Below are 15,486 nucleotides of genomic sequence, written 5' to 3'. Positions count from 1 at the left end.
TCCGGAAGAGCATTACATGCGCGGCCCCGGGCCAAAAACGCGAGCCAAACACTCGGACCGCAAAAGTAGATCATGACGAACGGACCGCCGCGCGGCGCCAATTCCGCACCGTCGCAACGGCCGCTTGCCGACACGCGCGCGCCCGACGAAGGCGATGGCGTCGACACTTCGCCTGATGTCTCCGACAGCATCGCCAAGACCACTTGCTATATGTGCGCCTGCCGCTGCGGCATCGACGTCCACATCAAGGACGGCAAGGTCCGCTACATCAATGGTAACAAGGACCATCCGGTCAATCGCGGCGTGCTGTGCGGCAAGGGCAGCGCCGGCATCATGCAGCACTACAGTCCGGCCCGGTTGAAGAAACCATTGCTGCGTACAGGTCCGCGCGGCTCGGGAGAATTCCGTGAAATCGAGTGGGAGGAAGCGTTCTCGATCGCGACGGAACGGCTTTCGAAAATCCGCCGGACCGATCCGAAGAAACTCGCCTTCTTCACCGGGCGCGACCAGTCGCAATCCTTGACCGGCTGGTGGGCGAGCCATTTCGGCACGCCGAATTTCGCCGCCCATGGCGGGTTCTGCTCGGTCAATATGGCGGCCGGCGGGCTCTATACGATCGGCGGCTCGTTCTGGGAGTTCGGCGAACCCGACTGGGACAACACCAGATACTTCATGCTGTTCGGCGTTGCCGAAGACCATGATTCCAATCCGATCAAGATCGGCCTCGGCAAGCTCAAAGCGCGCGGTGCCAAGGTGGTCTCGATCAATCCGTGCCGCACCGGCTACAACGCCATCGCCGATGACTGGATCGGCATCCGGCCCGGCACCGATGGCCTGTTCGTGTTTGCCCTCATCCACGAGCTGCTGCGGGCCGGCCGCGTCGATCTCGATTATTTGCTGCGTTACACCAACGCCCATGTCCTCGTCATCCAGGATCCAGGCGCGCCCGATGACGGGCTGTTCGCGCGCGACAGCGACGGCGATCCGCTGGCTTGGGACAGGGTAGCGAAGACGCCCGTCAACGCCACAGATGCCGATGCAAAGCCGGCGCTGACCGGCAACTTCACGATCGACGGCCGCCGCTGCGTGCCGGTCTTCCAGCTCATCGCCGACCGCTATCTGCACGAGAGCTATTCTCCCGATGCGGTTGCCGAACGCTGCGGCGTTTCAGGCGACACCATTCGTCGGATCGCCGCCGAACTGGCGCATGTCGCCTTCGAGCAAGCAATCGAACTGCCGGTGGCGTGGACCGACTGGGCCGGCCGCCGGCACGAGACGATCAAGGGCCGGCCGGTGTCGATGCATGCGATGCGCGGCATCTCGGCCCATTCGAACGGGTTTCATACCTGCCGCGCCATCCACCTGCTCCAAGTGCTTCTCGGCACGGTGGACGTTCCGGGCGGGTTTCGCTTCAAGCCGCCCTATCCCCGGTCGGCGCCGCCGGGGCCGAAGCCGGCGGGCAAGGACGTCAGGCCGATGACGCCGCTTGAAGGCATGCCGCTCGGCTTCGTCTGCGGACCGGACGATCTGCTGGTCGACGACGCAGGCACGCCTGTTCGTATCGACAAGGCCTATTCTTGGGATGCACCGCTTGCCGCGCACGGCCTTATGCACACGGTCATCCGCAACGCCTGGGCCGGCGACCCCTACAAGATCGACACGCTGATGATGTACATGTCCAACATGGCCTGGAACTCGTCGATGAACACCGTCGAGACGATGGCGATGCTGACCGACAGCGACGAGGCCGGAAACTACAAGATCCCCTTCATCATCTATTCCGACGCCTATTATTCCGAGACCGTGCCGTTCGCCGATCTCGTGCTTCCCGACACCACGTATCTCGAAAGGCATGACTGCATCAGCCTGCTCGACCGGCCAATCAGCCATGCCGACGGGCCGGGTGACGCCATCCGCCATCCCGTCGTCGAGCCAGACCGCGACGTCCGCCCGTTCCAGACGGTGCTGATCGAGCTCGGCGCGCGGCTTGGCCTGCCCGGCTTCGTCGATGACGACGGCTCGGCCAAATACCGCGATTACGCCGATTACATCGTCAATCACCAGCGCACGCCGGGCATCGGCCCGCTCGCCGGCTGGCGCGGCAAGGACGGAACCTTGACCGGCAAGGGCGAGGCCAATCCCGACCAGCTGCAGCGCTACATCGACAATGGCGGCTTCTGGCACCATGATTTTGCGGACGACCAGCGCTACTACAAGATGGCCAACCGCTCCTATCTCGACTTCGCCGAGAACATGGGCTTCATCCCGAAAGCCGAGCCGATCGTCTTCCAGCTCTATTCGGAGCCGATCCAGCGGTTTCGCCTCGCCGCGCGCGGCCATGGGCGGGTGCTGCCGCCGGAGACGGAGCGCAGCCGCATCGAGACCTATATGGACCCGCTGCCGTTCTGGTACGCGCCCTTCGAGGAAGCGGCTGTCGACACGCAGATCTATCCGCTGCATGCGCTGACGCAGCGGCCAATGCACATGTATCATTCCTGGGGCTCGCAGAACGCCTGGCTCAGGCAGATCACCAGCCAGAACCGGCTGTTCGTGCACAACCGGACCGCCGCCGGCCTCGGCCTTGTCGACGACGACTGGGTTTGGATCGAGAGCATCAACGGCAAGGTCAAGGGACAGATCAAGCTGGTCGACGGCGTCAACGCGGATACGGTCTGGACCTGGAACGCGATCGGCAAGCGGCGCGGCAGCTGGGGGCTGAAGGACGACGCCGCTGAATCCAATCGTGGCTTCCTGCTCAACCATATCATCGGCGACCAGACTTCTGCCGATGCCAATGGCAGGCGCTATTCGAATTCCGATCCAGTGACCGGCCAGGCGGCCTGGTTCGACCTGCGCGTCCGCATCGTCAAATGCGCGGCCGAGGAAGCCGGCTTCACCGAGCCGCAGTTCGAGCGGTTCCGGCAACCGCCGCATTTCGAACCCTCGCCCGACAAGCTAAGTTTCGGCGCCGAGTTTCGCCGGGAAAGAGAAGCTTCCAGATCATGACCTGCCTTCCCGCCCAAACCGACAAGAAGCTCGGCCTCGTCATCGATCTCGACACCTGTGTCGGCTGTCAGGCCTGCGTCACCGCCTGCAAGGAATGGAACACCGGCGGCCACATGGCGCCGCTGACCGACATCGATCCTTATGGCGGCGACGCCGACGGGGTCTGGTTCAACCGCGTGCACAGCTACGAGCACATGACCGAGATGGGTGGGCGAACGGTCAATTTCCCACGCTCCTGCCTGCATTGCGAGACACCGGCCTGCGTCACCGTCTGCCCGACCGGAGCCTCCTACAAGCGGGCCTCGGACGGCATCGTGCTGGTCGACGAGGACAAGTGCATCGGCTGCAAATTATGCAGCTGGGCCTGCCCTTATGGCGCGCGCGAATTCGACACCGATGTCGGCGTCATGAAGAAATGCACGCTGTGTGTCGACCGCATCTACAACGACAATCTGGCTGAAGAAGACCGAGTGCCGGCCTGCGTAGCCGCCTGCCCAACCAGCGCGCGGCATTTCGGCGATCTCGGCGACCCGGCGTCGGCGATCTCGCTATTGGTGGCCGAACGTGGCGGCGTCGATCTGATGCCCGAACTCGGCTATCACCCGACCAACAAATATTTGCCGCCGCGCGCCCATACCACACGCGCCGCATCGGTGCCGGCACGGGCGCTCGAACCGGTGCGGGCCGAAGGCGGTTTCCTTGGCTGGGTCGACCGCATGCTTTCGCACTGACCAGCAACCGACCTCATGCATCCAGCTTTCTCCGTCGTCTTTTTCACCACCGCCACGGGCGCCGGCTACGGCCTGCTCGCGCTGCTTGGCGCGCTGGCCGGACTGGGGTTCGTCCCGCCCAATTTCTGGCTCGGTTTGGTCAGTATGGGGCTGGCGCTCGGCCTGATCTCGGCCGGCCTGCTGTCATCGGCCGGCCATCTCGGCCGGCCCGAACGCGCCTGGCGCGCCTTCTCGCAATGGCGCAGCTCATGGCTGTCGCGCGAAGGCGTCGCGTCGGTTGCGACCTTCGTACCGGCGGGGTTTTTCGCCATCGGGTGGGTGTTCCTCGGCCGTACGAACGGCTGGGTGGCTGTCGCTGGGCTGCTGGCTGCCATCGGCGCGGTCGTCACCGTCTGCACCACGGGCATGATCTATGCGTCGCTCAAGCCGATCGCTCAATGGCACAGCCGCTTCACCCTGCCTGGTTATTTGATCTTTTCGGCGATGAGCGGCAGCGTGCTGCTCAACGCGCTGCTGCAGGGTTTCGCCATCGGCTCGATCATCGTGCTGGCAGGTTGCGTGCTGCTGACCGTGCTCGGCTGGGGCTGGAAGCTGGCAACCTGGCGATACAATGACAGGCTGGAAATCCCGACCAATGCCAACACCGCGACCGGCCTTGTCGGCGGCACGGTGCGGTCGCTGGAATGGCCGCACACCGAGGAGAATTACCTGCTCAAGGAGATGGGCTTTCGCATCGCACGCAAGCACAAGGCGCGGCTGCGTCAGATCACACAAGTGCTGGCCTTCGCGCTGCCCGCCTTACTGCTGATTGCCGCGTTCGCCTTGCCATGGCCCTATGCGGCGGTGCTGTCGGCGCTCGCCGCAATCGCTCAATTCGCCGGCATGCTGGTCGAACGCTGGCTGTTTTTCGCCGAGGCGAAGCACACCGTCACCTTGTACTACGGCCGGTAGCGGTCTCAGCCGGGCCTCAGCATTGAGCGGGAAATCGCGAAGATGCGCTCCGTGCCGAGCATATAGGCCATCAGCGTTTCGCGGCGGAACAGCCCGGCATAGGCGCGGTCGAGCACATTGAGCGAGCCGGTATAGGCGCCGAAGGCCGGCATGATCATGCGGCCGCCATCGCCGGCAAAGCAGCGCCGCCGCACCGAGCGGCCGCGCTGCACGATGCGGGCGCACGGATGCAGATGGCCGGCGATCTCGCCTTCCACTCTCACTGCCGAAGGTTCATGCCGGAACAGCAGAGAGCCTATGGCCAGCTCGCGCACCGTCTCGCCGGGCAAGTCGGCCGGCGCGTCCGGGTCATGGTTGCCGGCAACCCAGAACCAGTCGCGGCCGGCCATCAGTCCTTCCAGCCGCTCGCGAAAGCTTGAGTGCATGCGCGACGCGCCGCCGCCATCATGAAAGCTGTCGCCGAGGCTGATGACGATCGCCGGCTGGTAGTCTGATATCACCGCCTGCAGCCGCAACAACGTCGCACCGGTATCATAAGGCGGGATCAACGTACCGCGCCGTGCTAGCGACGATCCCTTTTCCAGATGCAGATCCGACACCGCCAGCAATTTCAGCTCGGGAAAGTAGAGCACGCCGCGCCGATCGCAGATCGCGCGCTCGCCGGCGATGCCGATAAAATCGGCATCCGCCAGGGGTGCAGGCATGGCCAGCGCGCGCGTCATTTCGTCCCCATGGCTTCCTCGACCAGCGTTGCCGCATCCATCAGCAGTGTATCATCGGCCTCGCCATGCACCGGCATCTTGCCGATCTCGAGCATGATCGGCACGGCGAGCGGCGAGATCTGTTCGAGGTTCTTATGCACGATTCGTCCCTGGATGCGCGAGAGCATCTCGGCAAGTCTGCTGACATCCAGCAGACCGGTGGCCGCATCGGCACGCGTCGCCTGCAGCAGGATGTGGTCCGGCTCATGGCTGCGCAGAACGTCGTAAATGAGGTCGGTCGACACAGTGACCTGGCGGCCGCTTTTCTCCTGGCCCGGATGGCGTTTTTCGATCAGCCCCGAGATCAGCGCGCAGTTGCGGAAGGTGCGTTTCAAGAGCCAGCTGCCGGCCAGCCAGGCTTCGAGATCGTCGCCCAGCATGTCTTGGTCGAAAAGTTCACTGAGCGAAGGCTTCTTCGCCCGGAACATCCTGCCCATATCGGCCAGCGACCATATGGCAAGTGCATAGTCGGTGGCGACGAAGCCGAGCGGCCTGGCGCCCGCCCTGTCGAGACGGCGGGTGAGCAGCATGCCGAGCGTCTGGTGCGCCAGCCTGCCCTCGAACGGATAGGCCACCAGGTAGTGCCGGTTGCCGCGCGGAAAGGTCTCGATCAGCAGGTCATCGCGTTTCGGCAGTACCGATTTGTCGGCCTGGAAACGTAGCCAGTCGGCCACCTGTTCCGGCAGCTTCTTCCAGCGCTGCGGGTCATCCAGCATGATGCGGACCTGCTCAGCGAGGTAGGTCGAAAGCGGGAATTTGCCGCCGCCATAATATGGCACCTTGGCGTCGCTGCCGGGTGCATTCGATACGAAGCACTCATTCTCGCGGATGCCCTCGAAGCGCAGTACTTTGCCGGCAAACATGAACGTGTCGCCATGCGTCAGCGTTTCAAGGAACGCCTCCTCGATCTTGCCGAGGACGCGACCGCCGCGCGAGGCAGAGCCCTTGCTGCCGGCCTTGATATAACGCACGTTGAGCGCCGGCACCTCGATGATGGTGCCGACATTCAACCGATACTGCTGAGCAACCCGAGGATTGGACACGCGCCACAGCCCGTCCTTGTTCAGGCGGATACGGGCGTAGCGCTCATAGTTCTTCAGCGCATAGCCGCCGGTGGCGACGAAATCGATGACGCGGTCGAATGTCGGCCGATCGAGTTCGGCATAGGGCGCGGCTGCTCTTACCTCCTCAAAAAGCGCATTGGCATGGAATGGCGCACCGCAGGCGCAACCAAGCACATGCTGCGCCAGCACGTCGAGCCCGCCGTTGACCAGCGGCGGCGTGTCCTGGGCGCCGAGATAATTGGCGTCGAGCGCCGCCCGGCATTCCAGCACCTCAAAGCGGTTGGCCGGAATCAGGATCGCCTTGGACGGCTCATCCATGCGGTGATTGGCGCGGCCGATGCGCTGCGCCAGCCGGCTCGCACCCTTCGGTGCGCCGACATGGACGACCAGGTCGACATCGCCCCAGTCGATGCCGAGGTCGAGCGTCGAAGTGGCGACGATGGCGCGCAAGGCATTCTCGCCCATGGCTTTTTCGACGCGCCGGCGCTGGGCGACATCGAGCGAGCCGTGATGCAGGGCGATCGGTAATGTGTCTTCATTGACCCGCCACAACTCCTGGAACAGCAGCTCGGCCTGGCTGCGTGTGTTGACAAACAGCAGGGTCGTCTTGTGTCGCTTGATCTCGCTATAGATCTCCGGCGTTGCGTAGCGGGCCGAATGTCCGGCCCACGGCACACGCTCCTCCGAGTCGAGAATGGAGATCTCGGGCTTGGCGCCGCCCGTCACGACGATCAACTCAGCCATGCCGCCGGGTGGGTTCTGGCTGACCAGCCAGCGCCGCAATTCATCGGGCTCGGCCACCGTCGCGGACAGGCCGATCGTCTGCAAGCCCGGAACAAAGGATCGCAGCCGGGCCAGACCGAGCGACAGGAGATGCCCGCGTTTTGACGTCACCAGCGAATGCAGTTCGTCGAGCACGACATAATGCAGGTCCTCGAAGAAGCGCCTGGCGTCGGGCGCCGCGATCAGCAACGCCAGTTGCTCGGGCGTGGTCAGGAGAATGTCGGGTGGCGCCAGCTTCTGCCGCTGGCGCTTGTGGGCGGGCGTGTCGCCGGTGCGTGTCTCGATCGTGATAGGCAGACCGATTTCTTCGACCGGCTTGCCGAGATTGCGCTCGATGTCGACGGCCAGCGCCTTCAGCGGCGAGATGTAGAGCGTGTGGATGCCGCGACGCGCCTGCCCCGGTTTCTTCCTTGGCCGACCTGCCAACTCGGTCAGCGACGGCAGGAACCCTGCCAGCGTCTTGCCGGCGCCGGTCGGTGCGATCAGCAGCACCGACTGCCCGGCTTGGGCAGTCGCCAGCAATTCGATCTGATGGGCACGCGGCGACCAGCCCTTTTGCGAAAACCATCTGAGGAATGGCTCGGGCAAGTGCACGGCGGCATTCTGTTCGGCAAGGCGCGGCTGCTCTGTCACGCGCCAGAGGTAGCGCGGCGGCGCGCAATCGCCAAGGAGAATCGGAACAAAAGGTGATCGAGCGCCTCTCCACCTTCTCCCCGTGTGGGAGAAGGTGGATTGCCGCGAAGCGGCAAGACGGATGAGGGGTGTTCCAGCTTGGCGCCAACTTACCCCTCACCCGGATTGCCAACCGATTTGTGAAGGACAAATCGGGGCAATCCGACCTCTCCCACAGGGGGAGAGGTAAGGGATGCCCCTAAGGCCGCCGAAACCCCGTCGGGCCGCCATAGAGATAGCCGATGCGGGCGACGGCTTCTCTGAACCCTTCACGCGAGACCAGCATGGTGTGGCCGTTGGCATGGATCATCGTTTCTGGGTCGGTCATAACAGCGACATGGCCTTTCCAAAACACCAGGTCGCCGCGCCGCAACCCGGCAGAATCCCAGGCCGGGTCGAGCGGCTCACCGATGGTCGCCGCCTGCATGTCGGTGTCGCGCAGCACTTGCCTGCCGGCCATGTGCATCGCCAGTTGCACGAGGCCGGAACAATCGATGCCGAAGCCGGAGGCGCCGCCCCACAGATAGGGTGTGCCGAGAAAGGTTTCCGCGACCGCGACATAGTCGGCAGCTGGTTTGTTCAAGGGCCGCAAATGGCCCGATATGACCGCCTCGCCGGATGGCAGCAGCGCATAGTGCGTACCGCGTGTTTCAGCCGCGCCCGTCACCGTTACCGCCGATCCCATCGAGAGCTGTCCGTTCGACGGAAACCGCAAATCCGGTCCGGGATAAAGGAAGGTGCGCGGCACCGAGACGACATGGGTGGGCGTATGGCCTCGCGCCCCCAGCACGGTGTCGGCGACATAGCCGACATAGCCATCGCGCTCGGCCTGGATCCAGGCCCAGCCCTCAACGTCCTCGAAGACGAGGACGTCGTCGCCGAACAGAAGCTGCGTGTCGACTCCGGCATCCGGGCGCGGCGCCTTGCGGATATCGGCCACTGAAGCTGATATACGCGCTGGCCGTCCGGCGACGAAGCGATCGGCGGCGACCTCGCCTTTCAGCCTGACATCAGCGAGATCGGAACGGAAGACGTGGAGGCGGGCATCCCTGGCGGTCAAATCGGCAACTCGTTCAAATCGGCAACTCGGTCAGATGGGCAATTCCTGGGCTCTGGCGATGATAACATCGCCGAAGCGCTCGACAAAGAGAGCACCTTCGACAGTGCGCTTGACCAGCACGTTGCGCTTGTCGAGCTCGTCGCGATGGCGCGAAACCAGCTTCAGCGCGCCCATTGTGTCGAGCGCGCGGGTAATCACCGGCTTAGTGACATTGAGCCGGGCAGCGAGCCCGCGCACCGTGTGCGGCGGCGGGTCGAGATAGATGGTGAACAGGATCGCCGTCTGGCGCATGGTAAGGTCCGGCGTATCGTCGCGCACCTGGGACAGCATCACCTGCTGCCACAGTCGCAAGGCCTGGCTCGGGCGCATGGAAATCGACATCTAGCCAGCATGCCGGCAAATTGTTTCGGTTCCGTTTCAGTTTCGAAAATTTCCGGTTGGACAGCAACCCTCAGGCGTAGCGTTTCGAGATGACCCTTTCCAGCGCGCGGATGCCTTGCGCCTCGCCGCCAGCGAGCCCGTACGGCCGATTGGACGGGTTCCAGGCGAAGATGTCGAAATGCGCCCAGCCGGCGCTCTTCTCGACGAAGCGCTTCAGGAACAGCGCCGCCGTGATCGAGCCGGCGAACCCGTCAGACGTGACGTTGTTGATGTCGGCGATCTTCGAGGACAGCTTTGCGTCATAAGGCCGCCACAGCGGCATGCGCCATAGCGGATCCTCGACCGCGGCGGAAGCCGCCGCCAGTTCGGACGCCAGCGCTTCATCGCCAGTGTAGAAGGGCGGAAGGTCGGGACCGAGCGCGACGCGAGCAGCCCCCGTCAGGGTCGCCATGTCGATCAGCAGTTGCGGCTCGTCGTCGTCGGCCAGCGCCAAGGCATCCGCCAGCACCAGCCGTCCCTCGGCATCGGTGTTGCCGACCTCGACGGTGATGCCCTTGCGGCTCGCCAGCACGTCGCCGGGCCGGAAGGCGTTGCCGGCGATCGAATTCTCGACCGCCGGGATCAGCACACGCAGCCGGATCTTCAGGCCAGCGGCCATGATCATGGAGGCAAGGCCCAATACGTTGGCGGCGCCACCCATGTCCTTCTTCATCAAGAGCATGCCCGAGGAGGGCTTGATGTCGAGACCGCCCGTGTCGAAGCAGACGCCCTTGCCGACCAGCGTCACCTTCGGGGCGTTCTTCGGCCCCCAAATCATGTCGATCAGGCGCGGCGCGCCGACCGATGCGCGGCCGACCGCATGGATCATCGGGAAATTCTTCTTGAGCAGATCGTCGCCCTTGGTCACCGACACTTCGGCCTTGTGCTTTTTGGCCAAGGTCCGGACAGCCGCCTCCAAATCGTCCGGCCCCATATCGCTGGTCGGCGTATTGACCAGATCGCGCGTCAGGAAAACGCCATCGGCGATACGACGAACATAAGCCGCTTCAGCGCCGGACGGCAGCGAAAAACGCAGCGCCTTGCCGGGCTTCTTGCCGTAGCGGGTGAAGACATAACCACTGAGAACCAGCGCTATTGCCGCAAGGTCCGGCTCGGCCAATGTGGAGACGAAATGCCAGTCGCCCTCCGGCAAGGCTCGCGCCAACGCGCCGAGGGCAAGCGCGCTTTCACCATCGCCGAGGCCGAACAGGGCTCCGGCCAGCGCGCCGTTTTCGCTGGGCACGGCCAGTGTCCTGCCTGCCTCACCGGAAAAGCCGTTGGCCCTGGCCCAGGCGATCGTGGATGGCGGAAGACCTGCCGCATCCAGCCTATCCTTCTCCACCAGATGGACCGGCAGCGCGGTCTTCAGTTTTCTCTCGACGAGTTCGACAGGCATTCGATGGTCTCCGGCGTTCGAGTCGGCGCTTCTTAACTGTCCGTTAGGGTTAACAGAATATTTCTGCGGGAGGGAAGATGGCCACGTAATGGCCACGTCTATGAATGGAGGCCTGGTGCAGATGCCGACCAACCGCAAGATGAACGCCACGGGAAAGCGGCTGATCACCACGGCGTTTATGATGGCGCTTGCGGCCAGCGTCGCCGGCTGCGGAACCAGCAAGTTGACGACCGGTTCCATCTCGCGCTCCAGCGGCAAACCACTGGAAACCATGTCGGCCAGCGAGTTGCACAATGCGACAGCAGCGCTCGGTCAGTCCTACGCCAAAAACCCCAACGACAAGCGGATCGCGACGAATTACGCGGCGGCGCTGCAAATGGATGGCGACGCCGACCAGTCGCTCGCCGTGATGCGCAAGCTGGCGATCGCCTTGCCGAAAGACCGCGACGTGCTTGCCGCCTATGGCAAGGCGCTCGCCGCCAACGGCCAGTTCGAGCCGGCGCTCGACGCCGTGCGCCGCGCGCAGACGCCGGAATATCCGGACTGGAAACTGGTGTCGGCGGAAGCCGCGATTCTCGACCAGCTTGGCCAGAGAGACGAGGCGCGCCAGGATTATCGCAAGGCGCTGGACCTCAAGCCGAACGAACCTTCGATCCTTTCAAATCTCGGCATGTCCTATGTGCTGGAAGGTGACCTGCGCACGGCCGAAACCTATATGCGCTCGGCCGCCCAGCAGCCGAACGCCGACAGCCGCGTCCGCCAGAACCTGGCGTTGGTCGTCGGCCTGCAGGGTCGTTTCGACGAAGCCGAGAAAATCGCTTCGCAGGAGCTCTCGGCCGAACAGGCGCAAGCGAACGTGGCTTACCTTCGCCAGATGCTCGCCCAGCAGAACGCCTGGAGCCAGCTCAAGGACCAGGACAAGGCGAAGCCTGCCACCAACTGACCGCGCCGGCTTTGCCGGCCAGTCCCTCAACTCGTCGACATGCCGGAAATTCCAAAGCCGCGGTGCATCAGCACCGCGGATTTTGCGTGTATTGTCGCCTTGGCGAGGCTATTGGCCGCTGGATGTCGACGGGGCGCCGAAGATGCCGCGCTGGCTCACCTGGATGCCTGCAGGACCCAGAATGATGGCGAACAGCACCGGCAGGAAGAACAGGATCATCGGCACGGTGAGCTTCGGTGGCAAGGCCGCGGCCTTCTTCTCGGCGGCGTTCATGCGCATGTCGCGGCTTTCACTGGCAAGCACGCGCAGCGCATGCGCCACCGGCGTGCCGTAGCGCTCAGCCTGGACCAGCGCCTGCGACACCGACTTGACCGATTCCAGGCCGGTGCGACTTGCAAGGTTCTCGTAAGCCTGCTTGCGTTCCTGCAAGTAGGAAAGTTCGGCATTGGTCAGGATGAACTCTTCGGCAAGCGCCACCGATTGCGCGCCGATCTCGTCCGCGACCTTGCGAAACGCCGCCTCAACCGACATGCCTGATTCGACGCAGATCAGCATCAGATCGAGCGCGTCCGGCCACGCCATTTGGATCGACTGCTTGCGCTTAGTGGCGCGGTTGTTGACGTAAAGCACCGGCGCGTAAAAACCCGCATAGGCGACGACGACGCAGACAAACAGTTTGATGAGAGGCGGCTGCTCCGGCAATCCTCCGAGCACGAACAGATACATCGCGGCCAGCGCAAAGCCGATAAAGGGCAGGACCAGACGGAAGAAAAGGAAACGCGTCAGCGGATTCTGCCCGCGAAAGCCAGCCACCTTGAGTTTCTGCAACGTGCCTTCATCGGCAAGGGCGCGTCTCAGGTCCAGCCGGTCGACAATATTTCGCATGCCGATCGACTGTTGCTCGCGCAGGCCCTTACGGCGGCGATCGGCCTCGACGGCAAGCCGCGCACGCTGCTTGGCGCGCAATTCGTCGCGCTCCAGCGCTACGGATTTCATGCGCGCCTTGAGCTGGTTTCCACCAAAAGCAGGCAGCAGCGTGAAGACGGTCGCAAACACCGCGATGCCGACCAGCAAGGCAATCAGGAATGCCGGGTCGGTAAGGGTCTTGACGACAGTTTCGGTCATGCGCTCGAAATCCTAAACTTCGAAGTTCATCATCTTGCGCATCACCAGGATGCCGATAGACATCCAGACCGCCGAGCAACCGAGGATCAGATTGCCGGCGCTGGTGGTAAACAGAGGCATGATATAGTTCGGGCTTGTCAGGTAGACGAGAAAGGCGACGACGAAAGGCAACGCGCCGATGATCACGGCGGACGCCTTCGCTTCCATGGACAGCGCCTGGACCTTGGCCTTCATTTTCTTGCGGTCGCGAAGCACGCGCGAAAGATTGCCAAGCGCCTCCGAAAGATTGCCGCCGGCCTGGGACTGGATCTGGATGACGATGCCGAAGAAGCTCGCTTCCGTGCACGGCATTGTTTCGGCCATACGCAGGCTGGCGTCGGGGATCGACAGGCCCATCTGCTGCGAATCGACGATGCGGCGGAACTCGGTCTTGACCGGTTCGGGAGATTCGTTGGCGATCAGGCGGACGGCGTCGTTCAGCGGCAGGCCGGATTTGACCGCACGCACGATGATGTCGAGCGCATTCGGAAATTCGTTGAGGAACGCCTTGACCCGGCGCGCGCGGCAAAACGAGACGAACCAGCGTGGCAGTCCGAGAGTGCCGACCAGCAGCGCACCCGGCAAGACAAGCAGTGGCGCGCCGATGAAATACGCAAGAAACGTCAGGACGGCGCCGCAAACGGCCGAGTAGAGATAGAAGCGCTCGAGCGAGACCTTCATGCCCGCCTGACGGATCTGGGCCTTCAGTGGCGGCTTCTTGACGATGCTCTGGTTGGTTTTCTGCTTCTGCTCAAGATCCTTCAGCGAATCCTGGACCGATTTGCGACGCTTGGCCGCTTCCGCCACGCGATCGCGCGAGGCCTTGACGACGTCACGATCCGTCTCGGCAGTCTTGATCGTTTCAAGCCGCCTGCCGACTTGCTTCTCGGTGCTAATCCGATTGAACAGAAAAGCATAGGCGACCGCGCCGGCGCTGAAGCCGGCGAGCACGATGAATGCCAATACGGTGCCGTCAATTCCGAACATCGATCCTGGCCCCTACGCCTCCGAATGCTTCAGTCAGCGCGTTTCTCCATCGCCTCGAGCGCATTGGCGAGGCGCTGTTCCTCGCCATAGTAGCGGGCGCGCTCCCAGAAATGCGGACGACCGATGCCTGTCGACACGTGCTCGCCCAGCAGCCTGCCGTTCGCATCCTCGCCTTTGATGTTGTAGAGGACGATGTCCTGCGTGATGATGACATCGCCCTCCATTCCGATCACCTCGGTGATGTGGGTGATACGCCGCGATCCGTCGCGCAGGCGAGCGGCCTGGATGATCACGTCCACGGAACCGACCACGATTTCACGCACGGTCTTCTGCGGCAGCGTGTAGCCGCCCATCGCGATCATCGATTCGATACGGTTCAGGCATTCGCGCGGGCTGTTCGAGTGGATCGTGCCCATCGAGCCGTCATGACCGGTGTTCATCGCCTGCAGAAGATCGAACACTTCGGGTCCGCGCACTTCGCCAACGATGATACGCTCGGGACGCATGCGCAGGCAGTTCTTGACCAGGTCGCGCATGGTCACCTCGCCCTCGCCCTCGAGGTTGGGCGGGCGGGTTTCCAGACGCACGACATGCGGCTGCTGCAATTGCAGCTCGGCCGAGTCCTCGCAGGTGATGACGCGTTCCTCGCGGTCGATATAGTTGGTCAGGCAGTTGAGCAGCGTCGTCTTGCCCGAGCCGGTGCCGCCCGAAATGACGATGTTGCAGCGGACGCGGCCGATGATCTTGAGAATCTCGGCGCCATGCGGCGAAATGGCACCGAACTTGACCAGCTGATCGAGCGTCAGCTTGTCCTTCTTGAACTTGCGGATGGTGAGAGCGGTGCCGTCGATGGCGAGCGGCGGCGCGATGACGTTGACGCGGGAACCATCGGGAAGGCGTGCGTCGCAGATCGGGCTCGATTCATCGACGCGGCGGCCAACCTGGCTGACGATGCGCTGACAGATGTTGAGAAGCTGCTGGTTGTCGCGGAAACGAATTCCGGTCTGCTCGACCTTCCCGTTGACCTCGATGTAGACGTCCTTGGAACCATTGACCATGATATCGGCGATGTCGTCGCGGGCGAGCAATGGCTCCAGCGGCCCGTAACCCAGGACGTCATTGCAGATGTCGTCGAGCAGTTCTTCCTGTTCGGCGATCGACATCGCAAAATTCTTGATCGCGATGATGTCGTTGACGATGTCGCGGATTTCTTCGCGCGCGCTTTCGGGATCGAGCTTGGCGAGCTGCGACAGGTCGATCGTGTCGATGAGCGCGGAGAAGACCTGGCTCTTGGTGTCGTAGTAGGCTTCGCTCTTCTCGCGCTGGATCCTTTTTGGCTCCGGTGCCAGTGGCGGCGCCTCGACAGCGCGGCGCGCGAGCGGGGCCGCGGACGTGCCAAGCAACGGCGGCGCGGGTTTGGCAAGAACCGACGTTTCCGCAGGGTTTGCCGCCGCCGGCGCGGCGGGCGCAGGTGCCGGCTGACGGAATTCCGGGGTGAACCGGCTGCCGTCGTCGCTACCTCTTTTACCAAACATGATCGACTACCAA

General features: G+C 63.4%; 12 protein-coding genes. 4 read left to right on the top strand and 8 right to left on the bottom strand.

What is annotated here, in order from left to right; genetic code table 11:
- The first annotated feature begins 72 nt into the window (after window positions 1–72).
- From EOC94_RS10690 to EOC94_RS10680, 3 genes are read left to right on the top strand one after another with little or no spacing between them, the layout of a single operon-like run.
- Window positions 73–3,006 (top strand): molybdopterin oxidoreductase family protein, encoded by a 2,934-nt coding sequence (locus EOC94_RS10690; RefSeq protein WP_127290291.1) that lies wholly within the window; start codon window positions 73–75, stop codon window positions 3,004–3,006.
- Window positions 3,003–3,737, top strand: a complete 735-nt coding sequence (locus tag EOC94_RS10685; protein WP_127203558.1) for a 4Fe-4S dicluster domain-containing protein — start codon at window positions 3,003–3,005, stop codon at window positions 3,735–3,737. The genes EOC94_RS10690 and EOC94_RS10685 overlap by 4 nt, the downstream gene beginning before the upstream one ends.
- Window positions 3,738–3,752: 15 nt before the next feature.
- On the top strand, window positions 3,753–4,688 hold the full coding sequence (locus EOC94_RS10680) for a DmsC/YnfH family molybdoenzyme membrane anchor subunit (RefSeq protein WP_127290289.1): 936 nt from the start codon (window positions 3,753–3,755) through the stop codon (window positions 4,686–4,688).
- 5 nt (window positions 4,689–4,693) lie between these two features.
- Here the strand turns inward: EOC94_RS10680 and pdeM are convergent, their stop codons facing one another.
- The 5 genes from pdeM to EOC94_RS10655 all read right to left on the bottom strand — a co-directional run bounded on the left by pdeM (window position 4,694) and on the right by EOC94_RS10655 (window position 10,844).
- Complete coding sequence (pdeM, locus tag EOC94_RS10675; protein WP_126103722.1) at window positions 4,694–5,410, bottom strand: ligase-associated DNA damage response endonuclease PdeM; 717 nt, start codon at window positions 5,408–5,410, stop codon at window positions 4,694–4,696.
- Window positions 5,407–7,929, bottom strand: a complete 2,523-nt coding sequence (locus EOC94_RS10670) for a ligase-associated DNA damage response DEXH box helicase (RefSeq protein WP_126103723.1) — start codon at window positions 7,927–7,929, stop codon at window positions 5,407–5,409. The genes pdeM and EOC94_RS10670 overlap by 4 nt, the downstream gene beginning before the upstream one ends.
- Window positions 7,930–8,167: 238 nt before the next feature.
- Entirely contained in the window at window positions 8,168–9,028 is an 861-nt protein-coding gene (locus EOC94_RS10665) for an NlpC/P60 family protein (protein WP_127290287.1), read from the bottom strand.
- A 30-nt stretch (window positions 9,029–9,058) separates the two neighbouring features.
- Window positions 9,059–9,409 carry a MarR family winged helix-turn-helix transcriptional regulator gene (locus tag EOC94_RS10660; RefSeq protein ID WP_095487941.1) on the bottom strand — a complete coding sequence of 117 codons (351 nt, stop codon included), beginning with the start codon at window positions 9,407–9,409 and terminating at the stop codon, window positions 9,059–9,061.
- 70 nt (window positions 9,410–9,479) lie between these two features.
- Window positions 9,480–10,844, bottom strand: coding sequence for a leucyl aminopeptidase family protein (locus EOC94_RS10655; protein ID WP_127290285.1), 1,365 nt, complete (start codon window positions 10,842–10,844; stop codon window positions 9,480–9,482).
- Window positions 10,845–10,965: 121 nt separating this feature from the next.
- Here EOC94_RS10655 and EOC94_RS10650 point away from each other — a divergent pair, with 121 nt between their 5' ends.
- Window positions 10,966–11,787, top strand: coding sequence for a tetratricopeptide repeat protein (locus EOC94_RS10650; RefSeq protein WP_127290445.1), 822 nt, complete (start codon window positions 10,966–10,968; stop codon window positions 11,785–11,787).
- 108 nt (window positions 11,788–11,895) lie between these two features.
- On the opposite strand, the gene EOC94_RS10645 is transcribed toward EOC94_RS10650, so the two are convergent.
- Genes EOC94_RS10645 through EOC94_RS10635 form a run of 3 tightly spaced genes read right to left on the bottom strand, consistent with a single transcriptional unit; the run spans window position 11,896 to window position 15,473 of the window.
- Window positions 11,896–12,912: a type II secretion system F family protein gene (locus tag EOC94_RS10645; protein ID WP_126103726.1), complete on the bottom strand. Its 1,017-nt coding sequence runs from the start codon at window positions 12,910–12,912 to the stop codon at window positions 11,896–11,898.
- A gap of 12 nt (window positions 12,913–12,924) precedes the next feature.
- Window positions 12,925–13,938: a type II secretion system F family protein gene (locus EOC94_RS10640; RefSeq protein WP_126103727.1), complete on the bottom strand. Its 1,014-nt coding sequence runs from the start codon at window positions 13,936–13,938 to the stop codon at window positions 12,925–12,927.
- A gap of 29 nt (window positions 13,939–13,967) precedes the next feature.
- Window positions 13,968–15,473, bottom strand: coding sequence for a CpaF family protein (locus tag EOC94_RS10635; protein ID WP_126103728.1), 1,506 nt, complete (start codon window positions 15,471–15,473; stop codon window positions 13,968–13,970).
- Window positions 15,474–15,486: the final 13 nt, after the last annotated feature.

The sequence above is a fragment of the Mesorhizobium sp. M6A.T.Ce.TU.016.01.1.1 genome (assembly GCF_003997065.1).
Classification (GTDB): Bacteria; Pseudomonadota; Alphaproteobacteria; order Rhizobiales; family Rhizobiaceae; genus Mesorhizobium; species Mesorhizobium mediterraneum.
The sequence above is the reverse complement of the archived record's forward strand: the minus strand, read 5'-3'. Positions and strand labels throughout refer to the sequence as shown.